Below are 14047 nucleotides of genomic sequence, written 5' to 3' on the forward strand. Positions count from 1 at the left end.
TCAAAGACTTTCAATGAGTAAACTCCGGATTTCATCCAAGTCGGCGCTGGTTAGGCCAAGTACTTTCCGCTTGGCGTAGCGAACTTCTGGGGCTACCCGCTCGGCGCGGTCTTTCAGTCCATACTGGTGGACGCGGGCAATGCGGGACACACGCCCGGAAAAGCCAATCACGGCCTGCTGCGGCGTACCACTGGCCTTGAGGTACCGGGCCATCTTGAGCTTTTCAAACATCCGCCCCTTGATCCGCCCCTTCTTCCCACGCAGATCCCGCGGCTTTCGCGGCACATAGGACGAGCCATCCGGGTTTACCTGGGCGCGAATCCGCTGCTGCTGGCTGCGACGCAGCAGCTGGGCCGCCCTACGGGCCAGTTGGGCCCGGCCGCGACCGTCGAGCTTCTGCAGCAGCGGCGAGAGCCAGGTTTCCAGTGCCTCGAGGTCAGCCACGGCTGCGGCCCGGCTGTGGTGTTTCCAGGGCCAGGGCGTCGCCGGCGGATCCGGATTGCCATTCGGCCAGGAGCTCGTTACCGGCAAAGACCTGCCAGGTGGACGGCTCCTGGTACTCGGTGTACTGCGGCTCCGGCGCGTGCTCGAGCTGGTAGGTGCCGTCGGCCTGGCGCTTCACGACCACCCGCTCGGTGAGCGGCAGGGTGATGGCGAGGTCGACCTTGGAGTTGTCCAGGATGTCGGCCTCGAAGCCGATGCCCTGGGCGGATTTGTCCAGGTTGACCAGGAGCTCGGACTGGTTCGTCCGGACCCAGGCCAGCAGCGGCAGCATCACCGCGTCCGGGTGGCCGGCGAAGTCGGTGAGGATGATCTGCAGCTCGTAGCCATACTCCCAGGACAAGCTGGCCGCCGCGGTGCAGCGCAGCTTGCCCTTGTCGATGAAGATCAGCAGCCGATCAGGGCTGTGGCGCAGCTCTGGCACGGCAGCCAATAGGTGAGTACGTAGGCTTTCGGGCTTGTTCATGGGTGGACCTGCTGGGCGTCGTAGATCATGTCGACCTGGGCGGCGCAGTCGGCCCAGGCAGCTTCCAGGGCCTCGCTGTCGTCCAGGAGCTCGCCGTTATTGCGCGGGGCGGTCGACGGCAGCTGGCAGCGCGTTACCACGGGACAGCCACTCACGGTAAGCCGCGGCGCCGGTGAGGACGGGCCGCTGGCGCAGCCGGCGAGCAGCAGCAGGCAGAGGCTGGCCAGCCCAAGCCTTGAGGTCGGCGTTTTCATCTTCGAGCTCCTGGATCCGGCGCTTGCGGACGTCGATCTCGCGGCGCAGGTCGTGCTGGGTGGTCTGCAGCTGGGCCTGGGCGGCCCGCTGCTCGGTGAGGGTGGTGGTGAGCTGGTCGCGGTCGAGGGTGAGGCGCGCGACGTCCTGGGTGGCGTTGGCCAACTGCTCGCCGGCGCGCTGTAGGCGCTGCTGCTGGATGAGCAGCAGCAGGCCGAGGATCACCACGGAGGCCAGCAGGGCGAGGGCGGCCAGGATTTTGCTCGCAAGGCCGGTCATTTGCGGTACCAGCCGGCGCGGTTCATGGCGGTTTCGCTCAGGTGCTGGATGTCGCCAATCACCACGATGGCCCGGACGTCGGGCTTGGCCTGTTGGATCGCCCGCCCGAAGCGCTCGGCTTCTTCGAAGGAGACGCCGACCGGCAGGATGAAGACCTCGCCGTCCTGGGGATCGATGCGCTGAATCTCGTCGACGTCGATCATGCCGCGTCCTTGGCCGGGATGGCGGCGTAGCGGGCGAAGGCGCGCTCCAGCTTCACGTCGTACAGATTCCGCGCGTAGCCGGGGCCGTTGTAGCCACGGGCGAAATCGGCCCACTTCTGGGCCTTCAGCGCCTTGAGCAACGCCGGGTTGGCCTGGATGAAGCGGACGAAGGCCTCGAGCTGCTCGGCTTCGCTCGCATGCATCCGTGTGACGAAGTCTTGGACGCTCGCATAGCCCAGCGCCTGCCAGTGGTAGCCCATGATCTGGAACAGGCCCCAACTGGCGGACTCCAGGGCGCAGGCCTCGTCGATCTGCTGGGCCGAGGTGAGGCGCTGCCACTCGGCGACGCCGCCGGCATAGCCGCCTGGCTTGGGGTTGATCAGTGACGGTTGCTCCTGGGCCAGACGATCGGCCTCGGCCTGGCCGCGGGCGGCCACCAGACGGGCATGGAAGACGTGGCGCTCGAAGAGGATTACCGGCCTACCATTGCCGCCGAAGCCGGCGCCCTTGGACTCGATTTCGTTGACCGCCTGCACGGCGGCCAGGGGCACACTGAGGGTGCTAGCGGCGCGCTCCAAGTCAGCCTGGGCCAGGAGGCGCTTGTCGGTGCGGCCGAGCAGGGCGGCCAGGGTCTTGGGGCCGGCGATGCCATCGGCGACCAGGCCGGCCTGGCGCTGGAAGGCCTGGACGGCGGCTTCGGTGGCGTCGCCGAAGTCGCCATCGGTATCGACGGTGAAGCCCTTGGCGACGAGTGCCTGCTGCAGGTCGCGCACGGGTTGGCCGCGGTCGCCGTGGCGGAGGGTGGGATTCTGGGTCATTGCGCGTCTACCTTCTTCTCAACGAAGCGTTTCGCCGCGGCGCGGGTGCCTTCGACGCCGAGCAGGCCGATGATTCCGCCGAAGAACGGGCCAGTGGTGGAGGGGATGCCGAGCAGCTCCAGGCCGTGGCTCGCGGCCAGAGCGAGGGCACCGCAGAGCGGGGCTTCCAGCAGCACGCGGCGCAGGGTGCCGCCGCCGTAGATGATCCGCAGGCCCGCGATGCAGAAGGCCACGCCGCCGGCGTAGATCGGGTACCAGTTGTGTTCGAGCCAGCTGGCAAGCCAGGCCCAGGTATCGGGACGGTCGGGCATGTGGGGTTTCTCTTTCATGGGTCAGTCCCAGAGGTTCACCGGTTGGCGCGCGGCGGGGCCGGCGGTGGCCGTGGTGGGGGCGTCTGGCAGGGTGACGGGGGTGCCGATGGGCAGGATGGGGCCGAGTGCGGCCAAACCAGGGTTGGCGTCGAGCGCGGCTTCGGTGACGCCCTGGGTGCGCCCGTAATGCCGCAGGCAGATCCGGTCCAGGGTGTCGCCTTGCTGGGCGCGCACGACGGTGGCCATCAGATGAGCTCCACGGTGGTCCGGGCCAGGCCCAGGACGTCGCGGATGGCCCAGCGCAGATCGCGCCGGTACTCGTCGATGGTGGGCATCAGGGCTTCGGCGTTCTCCTGCGCCTTGGCGGTGCTGTCGTAGCTGCGGTAGCGCTCGGCCACCTCGGCCGCGGTGGCGGCATCGATGGCGCGCAGGTACAGATGGGCGCGCTCGCTGGTGCCGTCGACCTGGGGCCCAGGCACCGCGGCGAGGGTGGCGTAGCCCCTGCCGATCTGGTCGTCGCGGTAGCCGGCGAGCTCGCGGTTGACGGTGATGGCCGCGGCGACCACGGCCGACTTGAGCCGGTCGGTGGTGACGCTCGAATCCAGCCGGATCCGCGCGCGGAGCTGGTCCAGGTCGATGGTCGGCCAGAAGGGATCGGACACCAGCTGCCCGCTGGCGACGGTGCCACCTGCAACGAATCCGCTCATGACGCTGCCTCGAATGGGTCGCCGGTGGTCGGGGCTTCACGGTTCAGGCAAGGCCTGGCCGATCCGCTCCGAGCCGGCGGGGTTGCGGGGGACCGCTCGGTTAGCCGCTGGTGGCGGCGTGTTTCTTGGCCAGACGCTCGGCGCGTTCCAGATCCTTCTTGCCGCCGCAGCGGTCGTGCAGGCTGATGGCACGCTGCAGAGCGGCGATACCGCGGGCCAGCTGGCCCGCACTGCCTGGGCGTTCGTCATCGATGCCCTCCAGCTCGGCCCGGCCGATGGCGAGGTAGAGCTTGGCGCGGGCCTCGTCGGGCATGTCCTGCTCGGCGGTCAGGGCCTCGGTGTAGAACAGAAGATCCGCCTCGAAGGGCTGGCCGGCTTTCTGGGCGTTGAGGGCGGCGGTGGCCACCTCTTCGGCGATCAGGCAGCCGGTGGTGCGCGCGAAGCGATCCGGCATCAGCAGACCGTGCTTGAGCACGTAGGCGGCGATGTCGAGGGCGCCCCAGAAGTCGCCCGCATCGATGCGCCAGACCATGACGGTGGTGAGCACCTGGTCCTGGGCGCCATTGCCGGCTTCGAGCACGCCGGCGACGTAGCTTTCGTAGGCGCCGAGCAGCTGGCGCTTGAGCTCGGCCTTACCCTGGGTGCTCTGCACCTGTTTCAGCCGGAGCTGGTCCTGCAGCAGCTGGGCGAGCTGCTGTTCGTAGACGGTGCGGCCAGCCATGGAGTCGGCCGGGCCGGTCGCGGCCGCGGCGAGCGCCGCGGCCGTGGTCTGGTAGTGGGCTTTCGCGGGAGAGTGGGCCATGGCTTAGACGCCCGTGACGATGTTTTCGACCAGGCAGCCGAAGCCGTAGTCCTCGACCACGTAGGCGTCGTTGCTCGATTCGTAGTTTTCCACCCGGTTCCGCTCGGGCGCTTCCTTGAGGTACCGGCGGCGGCCACCGGTCTGGTAGTAGAGCGACAGGTTCTGCAGCGAGGTGACGAACAAGGCGTTGTCGGGGATGTAGGGCACCTCGATCGGCTGCAGGCCGCCCATGCGCTTCTGCGACAGGATCACGTCGGTGGCCAGCTTCTCGCTGGGTGCCTGCTCGCGGTTGATCAGCGGGAAGTACTTGTCGTGGACCAGGTCGCGACCCAGGATCACCACCAGGCCCGGGTCCTTGCGGTACCAGGGGTCGATGAGGTTGCTGACGGCATCGAATACCAGCGAGTCGAGGTTGTTGTAGTCGGCATCGGTGCCCGTGCCGATCACGATCTTGTCCGCGGCCTTGCCCGACTTCAGCACGCGCTGGGGTGCATTGCTGCGGTACTGCTGCAGCCAGCCGATGTTCACGTCCTGCAGCAGCGGGTTGTTGGCGCGGTTGGTATTGGCGGCGGCGCTGATGCCGTTGAAGCCGATCACCAGCCGGTCCAGGGCCTGGCGCTTGACGATGACGTCGCGTAAGCGGGCCTGGAAGTCCGGGAACTTGGCCCAGGTATCGAGCAGCTGGTAGGTGATGGCGGTGTCGAAGTCGGTCTTCTTGCACTCGTAGCCGCGGCTGTCGAGGGTCTGCATTTCGCGCGGTTGCCGAGTGGCGCCGCCGCTGGTGTCGGTGCGGCTGGCGATGGTGCCGGACACGCCCAGCCCGACCTTTTCGCCCGCCAGCTCGTCGACGGGAATCATGTTGATCTTGGTCAGGAATTCGCTGGATTCCTGAATGCGCGTCTCCAGCTTTTGCTGGACGGTGGGGGCCACGGCGAACATGGCGGTGGGACTGGCGACGCCGGACAGCTTGGCGACCTGCTCAAGGTACTGGTTGAATTTCTCGCGGGTGTCGTTACGCATGGTTGCTCCGAGGGATGCAGGTGCTGATCAGCAGTCGGTGAGGTTCGAGCCGTTGCCGCCGGTCATGGCGGGGCGCTGGGTCTGGTTGGGGTCTTGGGTCTGGCTGAGCTGGTGCTTGAGCGCGGCGAAATCGGCGGCCAGGGCGTCATGCTTGCTGCCCAGGGTGGTGACGGTCTGCTCGGTGCGAGTGAAGCGCTCGTCTTGGTCGCGGACGTGCTCGGCCACGGTGGTGACGGCGGCGCCGATCTGGGCGAACTCACCTTGGGTCTGCGCCTCCTTGCCCTTGAGCAGCTCCTGCACCTTGGCGAAGACCTTGGCGCCCAGGCTGGGCTTGTCCTCCACCTCCTCGAATGCCAGCACGGTCTCATCGGCGACGGTGAAGAGGTTGTCGGCGTGCTGCTTGCGGTTGGCGTAGGGATGGGCCGCCGGGTTGGCCGCGGCGAAGGTGAGCACGTCGGTGCCGAGGCTGGCCGGGCTGTCGGTGATACCCAGGCCGATCAGGTAGGCGGCGCCGGTGTCGGCGAATTTCGGCGCGATCTCGATGCTGGTGTAGATCTTCTGCTTGGCCTTGTTCAGGGCCACCAGGTCGGCGGTGGGCTCGATCTGCGCGAACAGGGCCAGCTTCTTCTGGCCGTTGACCTCGACCGGTTCGGCCTTCACCGCCAGCACGTCGCCATAGGCCTTGAAGGGCGAGTCGGCCAGGGTGCCGCGGATGTGCTCCATCCAGACCCGGGCGCCGTAGGTCTTCGGGTTGTAGCTGGCGGCGGCTTGCTCGATCCAGGCGCGTTCGATCTGGCGGCCGTCGCTGGTGGCGCCCTCGACGGCGACGCGGAACCAGGTGGAGCGAAGTTTCGGGGGCGTGTTCTTGTCGGCCATGCCGGGGATTCCTCTGGGACTCAGCGGGGTGCTGGGGCGATGAGGGGCATGGTCGGGACGCGCGTGCGGCGCAGCAACGAGGGGGCTTTGTAGGGAAGGGCGCTACAAAACGGCTCGCTATGGACGGCCAGGGCAGGGCGGCAGTCTGGCGGCCATGAATAGCCTGCCCGAATCCGCTCCGTTGTCGAGCCCCCTTGCCGCCCCGGCCACCGACCTGCAGATGGACGTGCGGCGCCGTGCGCGGCATCTCTACTGGATGGGCTGGCGGGTGATCGAGATTGCCGAGGCCATCGGCGAGAAGGAGAAGACGGTCCATTCCTGGAAGACCCGGGACGAGTGGGACCGCGCCGACAACGTCGAGCGGATCGGCGGGGCGCTGGAGGCGCGCCTGGTGCAGCTGATTCTCAAGGACGGCAAGACCGGCGGCGACTTCAAAGAGATCGACCTGCTGCACCGCCAGCTGGAGCGCCAGGCGCGTATCCAGCGCTTCCAGGGCGGCGGCTCCGAGGCCGAGCTCAATCCCAAGCTCGACGCCCGCAACGCCGGGCCGAAGAAGAAGGCCGCCCGCAACGAGTTCAGCGAGCAGCAGATCGAGGCCCTGGAAGAGGCCTTCCGCGACGGTTGCTTCGGCTACCAGCTGGACTGGTACCGCGCCGGCGGCCAGCGGACCCGCGCCATCCTCAAGAGCCGGCAGATCGGCGCCACCTACTACTTCGCCCGCGAGGCCTTCCTCGATGCCCTCATCACCGGGCGCAACCAGATCTTCCTCTCGGCCAGCAAGAACCAGGCGCACATCTTCAAGGCCTACATGCAGGCTTTCGCTCGCGAGGTCTGCGGCGTCGATCTCACCGGCGACCCGATCATCCTCGCCAACGGCGCCGAGCTGCACTTCCTCGGCACCAACGCCCGCACCGCCCAGGGCTACCACGGCAACTTCTACTTCGACGAATTCTTCTGGACCTTCCGCTTCGAGGAGTTGAACAAGGTGGCCAGCGGCATGGCCATGCAGAAGCAATACCGCCGCACCTACTTCTCCACGCCCAGCTCCATGGCCCACGAGGCCTATCCGTTCTGGACCGGCGAGCGCTTCAACAAGGGCAAGCCCGTCGCCCAGCACCTGAAGCTGGATGTCTCCCACGACGCCCTGCAGCAGGGCCGACTCTGCGAGGACCGCATCTGGCGGCAGATCGTCACCATCCTCGACGCCGAGGCGCGCGGCTGCGACCTGTTCGACCTGGAAGAGCTCAAGCTCGAATACTCGGCCGAGGCCTTCCAGAACCTGCTGATGTGCCAGTTCGTCGACGACGGCGCGAGCATCTTCCCCCTGGCCATGCTGCAGCCGTGCATGGTGGACAGCTGGGTCGAATGGGCCGAGGACTACAAGCCCTTCGCGGCCCGGCCCCTGGGCGATCGCCCGGTGTGGGTCGGCTATGACCCGGCCGAGTCGGGCGACACCGCCGGCCTGGTGGTAGTCGCGCCGCCAGCGGTACCGGGCGGCAAGTTCCGCGTGCTGGAGCGCCACCAATTCCGCGGCATGGACTTCGCCGCCCAGGCCGAGGCGATCCGCCAGGTCTGCCAGCGCTACTGGGTGACCTACATCGGCATCGATGTCACCGGCATGGGCAGCGGCGTCGCCCAGCTGGTGCGCCAGTTCTTCCCGGGGCTGACCACCTTCAGCTATTCGCCCGAGGTGAAGACGCGCCTGGTGCTCAAGGCCTACGACGTGATCAAGAACGGCCGGCTCGAATTCGACGCCGGCTGGACCGACGTCGCCCAGTCGCTGATGGCCATCCGCAAGACCACCACTGCCAGCGGCCGGCAATTTACCTACACCGCCGGACGCAACGACAACACCGGCCACGCGGATCTCGCGTGGGCCCTCTTTCATGCCCTGCACAACGAGCCGCTGGAGGGCCAGACGGCCCGCAACACCGGCGTCATGGAGATCTACTGATGAGCGAATCCACCGCCCTGGCCAGCCCGGCCGCCCACGCATCTGGCGTCGAGGCCTTCACCTTCGGCGACCCGGCGCCGGTGCTTGATGGCCGCGAGGTCTTCGACTACCTGGAATGCTGGTTCAACGGCCGCTACTACGACCCGCCGCTGTCCCTCGACGGCTTGGCCAAGGCCACCCGGGCCAGCGTCTATCTGGACTCGGGCCTCAAGTTCAAGCGCAACCTGCTGGCCCGTACCTTTATCCCCCATCCGCTGCTGAGCCGCGCCGCCTTCGAGCAGCTGGCCCTGGACTATCTCTGGTGCGGCAACGCCTACCTGGAGCGCCGCCAGTCGCGCCTGGGCACGCCGATCAGCCTTCAGCCGCCGCTGGCCAAGTACATGAGGCGGGGGGAGGAGGGCCGCTTCTTCCAGGTGCGGGGCTGGCAGGACGAGCACGAATTCGCACCGGGCACCATCTGCCACCTGCGCGAGCCAGACATCAACCAGGAGATCTACGGCCTGCCCGAGTGGCTTGCCGCCATGCAATCGGCGCTGCTCAACGAGTCGGCCACGCTGTTCCGCCGCAAGTACTACAACAACGGCAGCCACGCCGGCTTCATCTTCTACATGACGGATGCGGCGCAGAAGGAGGAAGACATCGACTCCCTGCGCACCGCGCTGCGCTCGGCCAAGGGCCCGGGCAACTTCCGCAACCTCTTCGTCTACGCGCCCAACGGCAAGAAAGACGGCATCCAGCTCATCCCGGTCAGCGAGGTCGCGGCGAAGGACGAATTCAACGCCATCAAGGGCATCACCCGCGACGACATGCTGGCGGGGCTGCGCATTCCGCCCCAGCTGATGGGGATCGTGCCGCAGAACGCGGGTGGCTTCGGCTCGATCAAGGAGGCGGCGGAGGTCTATGCGGCCAATGAGCTGGAGCCGCTGCAGGCGCGGCTGGCTCAGGTGAATGAGTGGGTGGGGGAGGCGGTAATCCGGTTCGCCCCCTACGAGACCAAGTTGACCCAGTTATAGGAAAAGTAGGCTGTATTGATTCTTTGGGGTTGCTGACATTGATGTTCGGGGTGAAGAATAATCGCTATAAAATTTCAAATTCTGCCAGCGCTTGGCCTTGAACGATGGGCCCTAGGCGGCGCCGGGCAGAAAGATTATTTTTCTCTAAAACCAGCGAAGAGATGCTATGCCTATGTGGCCAATATGGTCAGTAAGATCTGATTCCGCTGCGGAAGGCTTAATGCCATTCATGGGGTGTGCCAAGTCGTGAACTAATTCTTTTCCAGCGTCTGAGAGGGAATCGTACCAAGATGGAGAGAAATGACAATTTTCTGATGTCAGCAAAAGAAGAGCAGCTATATATCCGGCAACTTTTTCTCGCGGTAAAGCATCGATAGATCTGGCTAGCGTAGAAGAAACTCTTGCACTATCATCTAGCCATAGTAATAAAAAGTAACTTTTGCCGTCAGCCGCGAATGAAACGATAGCAGCAGTCTCCGGTAGGCGAGGGTTAGAATCCAGCTCTTGGATTGTATTGCCATTAATATCTTCAGTGGGCGACCACGCAGCGGAACATTGGATTGGGAAGATTTGATCAAATTCAATAAGAAGGCCGTGACAGTCGGGCCAGTGCTCGCCAGTTAAGACTTTGTCATATGTTTCCTTATGCGTCTGTATGTCTCGTAATCCTAATTCATTCATATAATTGAATTGGGCGATTAAGCTCCGCATTATCGGGTCTCTCGAAGCTTGAATCGTTCTATACGGGTTGTTTTTTGTTGCGCGCAGTTTTGCGTAATATTCCCAGGCGAAGGATCTATAGCCCAGCAAAAAGCATTGATGCTGACTTCCTACGAAAGGTGCATCCTCTAGTGGTGCGAAAAGCTGCTTATCATGGTGTCCGCAAAAGCCTGGGAAAGTTGAAGCATCTTTCCAGCCGCACAGTTTTGGAACCAACCTTCCTTGCATCTCTTGGAATCTTTGAATGCTGGCATTGTAGGAGTAAACGTGTCCGTTTTCAGCAATTTCTCCTAGGCTTCCGGATCTGGAAACCGTGTGAGAGTCAATGATTCTTCCTTGACAGCTGTGCTGAAAGGATTCCGGGGCAAGGCACTCCGCCTTAGGTAATAGCCCTCGCAACTGTGCATCAACCTGCCCTGGCTTCGGGGCGGGAATGGAATTTACACCGCCATGACATTTTTTGTATTTTTTCTTTGATCCGCAAGGGCAAAGATCGTTTCGCCCTATTTTGTCTGATCTGGCTTGCATTTGAATATCCCTTTCTTTGATTGAGTATGCTTTGTAGTGCTATTTGACTTTGGGTTTTAATTTTTAGCCTAATGATATTCCAGTTTTTTCCTCTACTTGTTTTTTGATGAATCCTTTCGCTAGATCTTTAAGTAGGTCTAAGGTAAATCCACCAGCGGCGGTTGCTCCTTGCCGAGTTTTCCGCCAAACTTCATCGTCTCGGACTGAATCGACAAAATCATGACCTTCCCAGGTAAGGCGCCGAAACATGAAGCCGTCCAAAAAACCATGGCCGCCTTGATCTATCAAGCCCGACTCCACAAGTAAGTCTAGATGGTATTCAACTTGGTTTGTTGTGAACCCTTCTATTGAAAGTTCGTCGAATTCAAAATGAAGGATGGCGGATGGCTCGTCATTGACTTCTTCAAGCTTGAGCATCAGCTGACGTATAAGATCCATGTCCCTACGCATTTGTATACGTTCCTTTTACGCCTGCAGCCATCATCAAGGCATTTAGCATGGGCGCATATTCTTTTACAAATTCAGTAAGATCATGCCCTGTAGGTATGGCGTAAGTTTCTATGTTTTCTCCAATGCATAGAAAAGCAAGTGCCTTGTACTCTTCTTCGTCGTGGTTGTTGGATGTGTGAATTTCTAAAAAGCAAACGTCACCATCCCCAATTTTTAAATAATTGCTAAAGCCCATTTTGGCTAGGGTATCGTAGATATCCTGGATGCCGAATTCATCACATTTTTTATTGATCAAGTCTTCGGTAGAAACCACCTTGGTATAGGCTCTATAAACATACATGGTGTGTGTCATATTGGCTCTCTGTGTATGGCTTTTAGGGTTCGAAAATCCAGCACCTGACTTTCTTCTTTTTGATCTGACTATCAAAGGGGGCGGATTTTATAAATAGCGGCTCCTTCGACTGCCGTAGTGCTGCAGTCAAATCAAAGTCAATTTTCACGGCAATACCATACTTTCTGAATTGCTCTTCTAGGTCCGGCAGACTTAGACATATCTTTCCGGAGGTCGGCCGAGCATGGTTGCAGCGTTCTCCTGCTCCTTCTAGATAGGCCACGGCTTCCCAAAACGCCCGCAAAACGTCCGGTGTATCGGGATTGGCGCGGCCGATGGTGTTCAGCTCTGGTACGCTGAGGCCAAGGGCCTGGGACACCTGCGCAAGCTGCTCATGAATCGCACTACGCAGCGACCTGTCCCGAGTACGATGCAGCTCCTTCAGCAAGGCCAGCCGGTGGCGGGATAGGGCGATCTGCTTGTTGGCGTTCGCCGCCGCGCCTGGCCGCTCGGCCACGCCTTGGGTCCAGTAGTTCCAGAGTGCGTTGTCGCACTCTTCCTGGTAGCGGATGACCTTCTCGCGCAGCTCGGGAGCGACCTTGTTCGGGCTGATGGAGTAGAGCCAGGCGGGCAGCTTCTTGAGTGGTAGGCAGATCATGTTGCGAGTCTTGCCGTCCTCGCCAACCGTTGGGATTTCCCCAATGGTTGAGCTGAATCTCTCGGTCAGCTTGACGTATTGCGTAGGCCAGTCCATCCCCATGTTGGCAACGATAGGCTTCATCGCCACATAGGGCTCATTGTCCTGGCCGACCAGGACGACGGTGTCCCCGTGGAAGGAGACGGGGAATAGCTGAGGTGCGGTGTGCATGGCGTCGGCTCCTTGCCTAGATGATCGAGTCCAATTCGTTCAGCGCCCCGTCCAGTTTCACCCGGAGCGGCTCCAGCAGGCAATGCAGATGATCGCCGCTCAGATCCCGCGCATGGGCGACCTCCAGCAGCATCAGCAGCAGCTCCAGGGCGCCGTGCAGGCTGCTCAGTTGGGATTGCGTGTGCGAGAGGGACTTGAGGCCGGTGATGACGCTGGCCAGCTCTTCCAGGCTGGCGTCGAAGCCGTTGGCTTTCAGGACGGCATCATCGAGCCCGCGGAGCAGATTGAAGCGGGAGTGCAGATCGTCGAGACGTGACAGTGCATTGAGGGACATGGCTGGAGTCCTGTACTGAGCTAAGAGCCGCCGCCTGACGCCAATCAGGGAGAGCGGAACCGTGCGGGTTGGCGTGCCGGGTACAGGATCCGGTGAGCCCGAAGGCTCCCACACACGGCCCGCCCATTACGGGTGTAGCCATGCTGCGGGCACAAAAAAACCGCGCGGGGCGGTGTTCGTGTCCGCCTGTACTTTCCGGGACGCCAATCCCAGGCCGCTGAATTTGCAGCGACACCACCATCGTAGGGCTAAGGGTGTATGCGGTCAACGTCTGGCAGTTCTGACCTAGGGCAAAGGGTGTATGCGAAGGGGCAGCCGCTAGTCGTGCTGATCAGTCCATCGCTGGCTGACCTCCTGTGTCTATGACCTTGCGAAAATACTCCCGGCTTTTGGCTACGGGCACCCAGTACACCTCAGCGCTCACGAAGTAGTACGTCGCCTGATGATCAAGCTCTCCTTCTTCCTCTCCGTAGATGCAGATCTCGCACTCAGACTCATCTAGACGAGTGATGCTGTACTTCCGTTGAGAGCTGCTGCCTTCGGATCGGCTGATGCTTGTATCGCTGGTGAAGCTGCACTCGAGCTTGCCAAGCTTCCCTGCTATGAGCTGCATGAAGTGTTCGGGGCCTGCGGGGACATCGGCCCAGTAGCGCAGGGTCAGCTCCTTATCCGATCGCCAGGTTCCAAGAAGCGGGTTTTCAGTCTGCATCGATGATTGACCTAGGTCTGGACCCAGCGGCAGCACGCCAGGCAGGAGAGGGGTGGGCCTATCGTAGCCGACTGACGAGGCCTCCAGGGGCAGCTGGCTGACGCGTGAAGGCGGTAGGCACCGCTGCACCTGGCGCGCACCGTCGTCCCCCCGCCACGCCTGCGGGCTAAATGGGTCGCTTTTTCTGCAGCCCTGCACCAGGCTCCAGCCGGCGTCGCTACTGGGGCGGAGCGGGGATACGGCAGGCTGAAAAACCCTGCGAATCCCTGCACCACCCACGGTTTTCTCACGCAGCCCGCGACCCTCATTTTCGATAGAGGGCTGGGGGACCGTTACCGCTGTTCCCGAGTCAGGTCCATCTGCCACAACCCGCGCCAAGCCTGGCCTGCAGCCTTTTCGAGCTACTGTTACGGCGCTGTCCCCGTCTCTGTGACCGTTTTCTAAGTGACTGATAAATATAGGTTTAGTGTTTTTTTATCGTAACAGTAGGGTTTGTTACTGGAGAACGGTGGTATTACGCAGCCGGAACAGTAAGACCAATCGCTGGAGGCCGCATACTGAAAGGGCTCGCAGGCCATGCAAAAAGTCGGTAACGCAGATTACGCAATCCCCAGCCCTGAACATAAAACGGGGCTAGCGCCCAATTAGCGCGATAATAGTCCGTCGCTCACGCTGACGCTTTCGCACGTTCACAGACGCTCACAGGCTGACGCTCAGGCGCTGGCTGAGGCGTCGATAAGCAGGCTTGAATGATGTATGGAGGAGGGTGAAAAGGAGGGGCTGGAAGAGGTCAGTGCTACAAATTTGCTACGAAGCGAAACGGGAGGCTCTGGAGGCCGCGCCAGACGGGCGTTCCAGCTTCAGTCGGCCCGATCCATCATGGGCGCCACGGAGAAGCGGCGGGA

19 protein-coding genes and 1 pseudogene are annotated in these 14047 nt (G+C 62.4%); 2 read left to right on the top strand and 18 right to left on the bottom strand.

What is annotated here, in order from left to right; genetic code table 11:
- From RND78_RS25720 to RND78_RS25775, 12 genes and pseudogenes are all read right to left on the bottom strand, one after another.
- Entirely contained in the window at positions 1 to 444 is a 444-nt protein-coding gene (locus RND78_RS25720; RefSeq protein ID WP_312732810.1) for a phage virion morphogenesis protein, read from the bottom strand.
- A complete protein-coding gene (locus RND78_RS25725) occupies positions 437 to 967 on the bottom strand; it encodes a phage tail protein (protein ID WP_312732812.1) in 531 nt (176 codons plus the stop codon). Before RND78_RS25725 ends, RND78_RS25720 begins: the two co-directional genes overlap by 8 nt.
- A complete protein-coding gene (lysC, locus tag RND78_RS25730; RefSeq protein WP_312732814.1) occupies positions 964 to 1221 on the bottom strand; it encodes an Rz1-like lysis system protein LysC in 258 nt (85 codons plus the stop codon). Before lysC ends, RND78_RS25725 begins: the two co-directional genes overlap by 4 nt.
- Positions 1145 to 1498 (bottom strand): annotated as a pseudogene (locus RND78_RS25735) (LysB family phage lysis regulatory protein); the annotation flags it as partial. The pseudogene RND78_RS25735 and the gene lysC, both read right to left, overlap by 77 nt.
- Positions 1495 to 1701, bottom strand: coding sequence for a hypothetical protein (locus RND78_RS25740; protein ID WP_312732816.1), 207 nt, complete (start codon positions 1699 to 1701; stop codon positions 1495 to 1497). The pseudogene RND78_RS25735 and the gene RND78_RS25740, both read right to left, overlap by 4 nt.
- Positions 1698 to 2519 (bottom strand): N-acetylmuramidase family protein, encoded by an 822-nt coding sequence (locus RND78_RS25745; protein WP_312732818.1) that lies wholly within the window; start codon positions 2517 to 2519, stop codon positions 1698 to 1700. The genes RND78_RS25740 and RND78_RS25745 overlap by 4 nt, the downstream gene beginning before the upstream one ends.
- Positions 2516 to 2830, bottom strand: a complete 315-nt coding sequence (locus RND78_RS25750; protein WP_312732838.1) for a phage holin, lambda family — start codon at positions 2828 to 2830, stop codon at positions 2516 to 2518. The genes RND78_RS25745 and RND78_RS25750 overlap by 4 nt, the downstream gene beginning before the upstream one ends.
- 21 nt (positions 2831 to 2851) lie before the next feature.
- Positions 2852 to 3076: a tail protein X gene (locus RND78_RS25755; RefSeq protein WP_312732820.1), complete on the bottom strand. Its 225-nt coding sequence runs from the start codon at positions 3074 to 3076 to the stop codon at positions 2852 to 2854.
- The gene (locus tag RND78_RS25760) at positions 3076 to 3537 is read right to left on the bottom strand and encodes a head completion/stabilization protein (RefSeq protein WP_312732822.1); all 462 of its coding nucleotides are present in this window, start codon (positions 3535 to 3537) and stop codon (positions 3076 to 3078) included. The genes RND78_RS25755 and RND78_RS25760 overlap by 1 nt, the downstream gene beginning before the upstream one ends.
- A gap of 100 nt (positions 3538 to 3637) precedes the next feature.
- The gene (gene gpM, locus RND78_RS25765) at positions 3638 to 4339 is read right to left on the bottom strand and encodes a phage terminase small subunit (RefSeq protein ID WP_312732823.1); all 702 of its coding nucleotides are present in this window, start codon (positions 4337 to 4339) and stop codon (positions 3638 to 3640) included.
- Between the two features lie 3 nt (positions 4340 to 4342).
- Entirely contained in the window at positions 4343 to 5359 is a 1017-nt protein-coding gene (locus RND78_RS25770; RefSeq protein ID WP_312732824.1) for a phage major capsid protein, P2 family, read from the bottom strand.
- Positions 5360 to 5386: 27 nt separating this feature from the next.
- Positions 5387 to 6235: a GPO family capsid scaffolding protein gene (locus RND78_RS25775; RefSeq protein ID WP_312732825.1), complete on the bottom strand. Its 849-nt coding sequence runs from the start codon at positions 6233 to 6235 to the stop codon at positions 5387 to 5389.
- A gap of 154 nt (positions 6236 to 6389) precedes the next feature.
- On the opposite strand from RND78_RS25775, the gene RND78_RS25780 reads away from it, so the two are divergent.
- Positions 6390 to 8189 carry a terminase ATPase subunit family protein gene (locus RND78_RS25780; RefSeq protein WP_312732826.1) on the top strand — a complete coding sequence of 600 codons (1800 nt, stop codon included), beginning with the start codon at positions 6390 to 6392 and terminating at the stop codon, positions 8187 to 8189.
- Complete coding sequence (locus RND78_RS25785; RefSeq protein ID WP_312732827.1) at positions 8189 to 9202, top strand: phage portal protein; 1014 nt, start codon at positions 8189 to 8191, stop codon at positions 9200 to 9202. The genes RND78_RS25780 and RND78_RS25785 overlap by 1 nt, the downstream gene beginning before the upstream one ends.
- A 144-nt stretch (positions 9203 to 9346) precedes the next feature.
- On the opposite strand, the gene RND78_RS25790 is transcribed toward RND78_RS25785, so the two are convergent.
- From RND78_RS25790 to RND78_RS25815, 6 genes are all read right to left on the bottom strand, one after another.
- Positions 9347 to 10450, bottom strand: coding sequence for an SEC-C metal-binding domain-containing protein (locus RND78_RS25790; RefSeq protein ID WP_312732828.1), 1104 nt, complete (start codon positions 10448 to 10450; stop codon positions 9347 to 9349).
- A gap of 63 nt (positions 10451 to 10513) precedes the next feature.
- Positions 10514 to 10900 (bottom strand): DUF2513 domain-containing protein, encoded by a 387-nt coding sequence (locus tag RND78_RS25795; protein ID WP_312732829.1) that lies wholly within the window; start codon positions 10898 to 10900, stop codon positions 10514 to 10516.
- Positions 10893 to 11252: a hypothetical protein gene (locus RND78_RS25800; RefSeq protein WP_312732832.1), complete on the bottom strand. Its 360-nt coding sequence runs from the start codon at positions 11250 to 11252 to the stop codon at positions 10893 to 10895. Before RND78_RS25800 ends, RND78_RS25795 begins: the two co-directional genes overlap by 8 nt.
- A 22-nt stretch (positions 11253 to 11274) precedes the next feature.
- Positions 11275 to 12099, bottom strand: a complete 825-nt coding sequence (locus RND78_RS25805; protein ID WP_312732834.1) for a phage antirepressor N-terminal domain-containing protein — start codon at positions 12097 to 12099, stop codon at positions 11275 to 11277.
- A 16-nt stretch (positions 12100 to 12115) separates the two neighbouring features.
- On the bottom strand, positions 12116 to 12433 hold the full coding sequence (locus RND78_RS25810) for a DUF1484 family protein (protein WP_312732836.1): 318 nt from the start codon (positions 12431 to 12433) through the stop codon (positions 12116 to 12118).
- Positions 12434 to 12764: 331 nt separating this feature from the next.
- Complete coding sequence (locus RND78_RS25815; protein WP_312732837.1) at positions 12765 to 13142, bottom strand: hypothetical protein; 378 nt, start codon at positions 13140 to 13142, stop codon at positions 12765 to 12767.
- Between the last annotated feature and the right edge of the window lie 905 nt (positions 13143 to 14047).

Source organism: Pseudomonas oryzihabitans (assembly GCF_032027545.1).
GTDB classification, from domain to species: Bacteria; Pseudomonadota; Gammaproteobacteria; order Pseudomonadales; family Pseudomonadaceae; genus Chryseomonas; species Chryseomonas oryzihabitans_F.

What these genes read in the sequence shown, in the direction of transcription:
- RND78_RS25800 (WP_312732832.1), bottom strand. Translation starts at nt 11,252, where the DNA reads ATGACACACACCATGTATGTTTATAGAGCCTATACCAAGGTGGTTTCT.
- RND78_RS25805 (WP_312732834.1), bottom strand. Translation starts at nt 12,099, where the DNA reads ATGCACACCGCACCTCAGCTATTCCCCGTCTCCTTCCACGGGGACACC.
- RND78_RS25745 (WP_312732818.1), bottom strand. Translation starts at nt 2,519, where the DNA reads ATGACCCAGAATCCCACCCTCCGCCACGGCGACCGCGGCCAACCCGTG.
- RND78_RS25750 (WP_312732838.1), bottom strand. Translation starts at nt 2,830, where the DNA reads ATGCCCGACCGTCCCGATACCTGGGCCTGGCTTGCCAGCTGGCTCGAA.
- RND78_RS25740 (WP_312732816.1), bottom strand. Translation starts at nt 1,701, where the DNA reads ATGATCGACGTCGACGAGATTCAGCGCATCGATCCCCAGGACGGCGAG.
- RND78_RS25785 (WP_312732827.1), top strand. Translation starts at nt 8,189, where the DNA reads ATGAGCGAATCCACCGCCCTGGCCAGCCCGGCCGCCCACGCATCTGGC.
- RND78_RS25725 (WP_312732812.1), bottom strand. Translation starts at nt 967, where the DNA reads ATGAACAAGCCCGAAAGCCTACGTACTCACCTATTGGCTGCCGTGCCA.
- RND78_RS25770 (WP_312732824.1), bottom strand. Translation starts at nt 5,359, where the DNA reads ATGCGTAACGACACCCGCGAGAAATTCAACCAGTACCTTGAGCAGGTC.
- RND78_RS25780 (WP_312732826.1), top strand. Translation starts at nt 6,390, where the DNA reads ATGAATAGCCTGCCCGAATCCGCTCCGTTGTCGAGCCCCCTTGCCGCC.
- RND78_RS25790 (WP_312732828.1), bottom strand. Translation starts at nt 10,450, where the DNA reads ATGCAAGCCAGATCAGACAAAATAGGGCGAAACGATCTTTGCCCTTGC.
- gpM (WP_312732823.1), bottom strand. Translation starts at nt 4,339, where the DNA reads ATGGCCCACTCTCCCGCGAAAGCCCACTACCAGACCACGGCCGCGGCG.
- RND78_RS25810 (WP_312732836.1), bottom strand. Translation starts at nt 12,433, where the DNA reads ATGTCCCTCAATGCACTGTCACGTCTCGACGATCTGCACTCCCGCTTC.
- RND78_RS25755 (WP_312732820.1), bottom strand. Translation starts at nt 3,076, where the DNA reads ATGGCCACCGTCGTGCGCGCCCAGCAAGGCGACACCCTGGACCGGATC.
- RND78_RS25795 (WP_312732829.1), bottom strand. Translation starts at nt 10,900, where the DNA reads ATGCGTAGGGACATGGATCTTATACGTCAGCTGATGCTCAAGCTTGAA.
- RND78_RS25760 (WP_312732822.1), bottom strand. Translation starts at nt 3,537, where the DNA reads ATGAGCGGATTCGTTGCAGGTGGCACCGTCGCCAGCGGGCAGCTGGTG.
- lysC (WP_312732814.1), bottom strand. Translation starts at nt 1,221, where the DNA reads ATGAAAACGCCGACCTCAAGGCTTGGGCTGGCCAGCCTCTGCCTGCTG.
- RND78_RS25815 (WP_312732837.1), bottom strand. Translation starts at nt 13,142, where the DNA reads ATGCAGACTGAAAACCCGCTTCTTGGAACCTGGCGATCGGATAAGGAG.
- RND78_RS25775 (WP_312732825.1), bottom strand. Translation starts at nt 6,235, where the DNA reads ATGGCCGACAAGAACACGCCCCCGAAACTTCGCTCCACCTGGTTCCGC.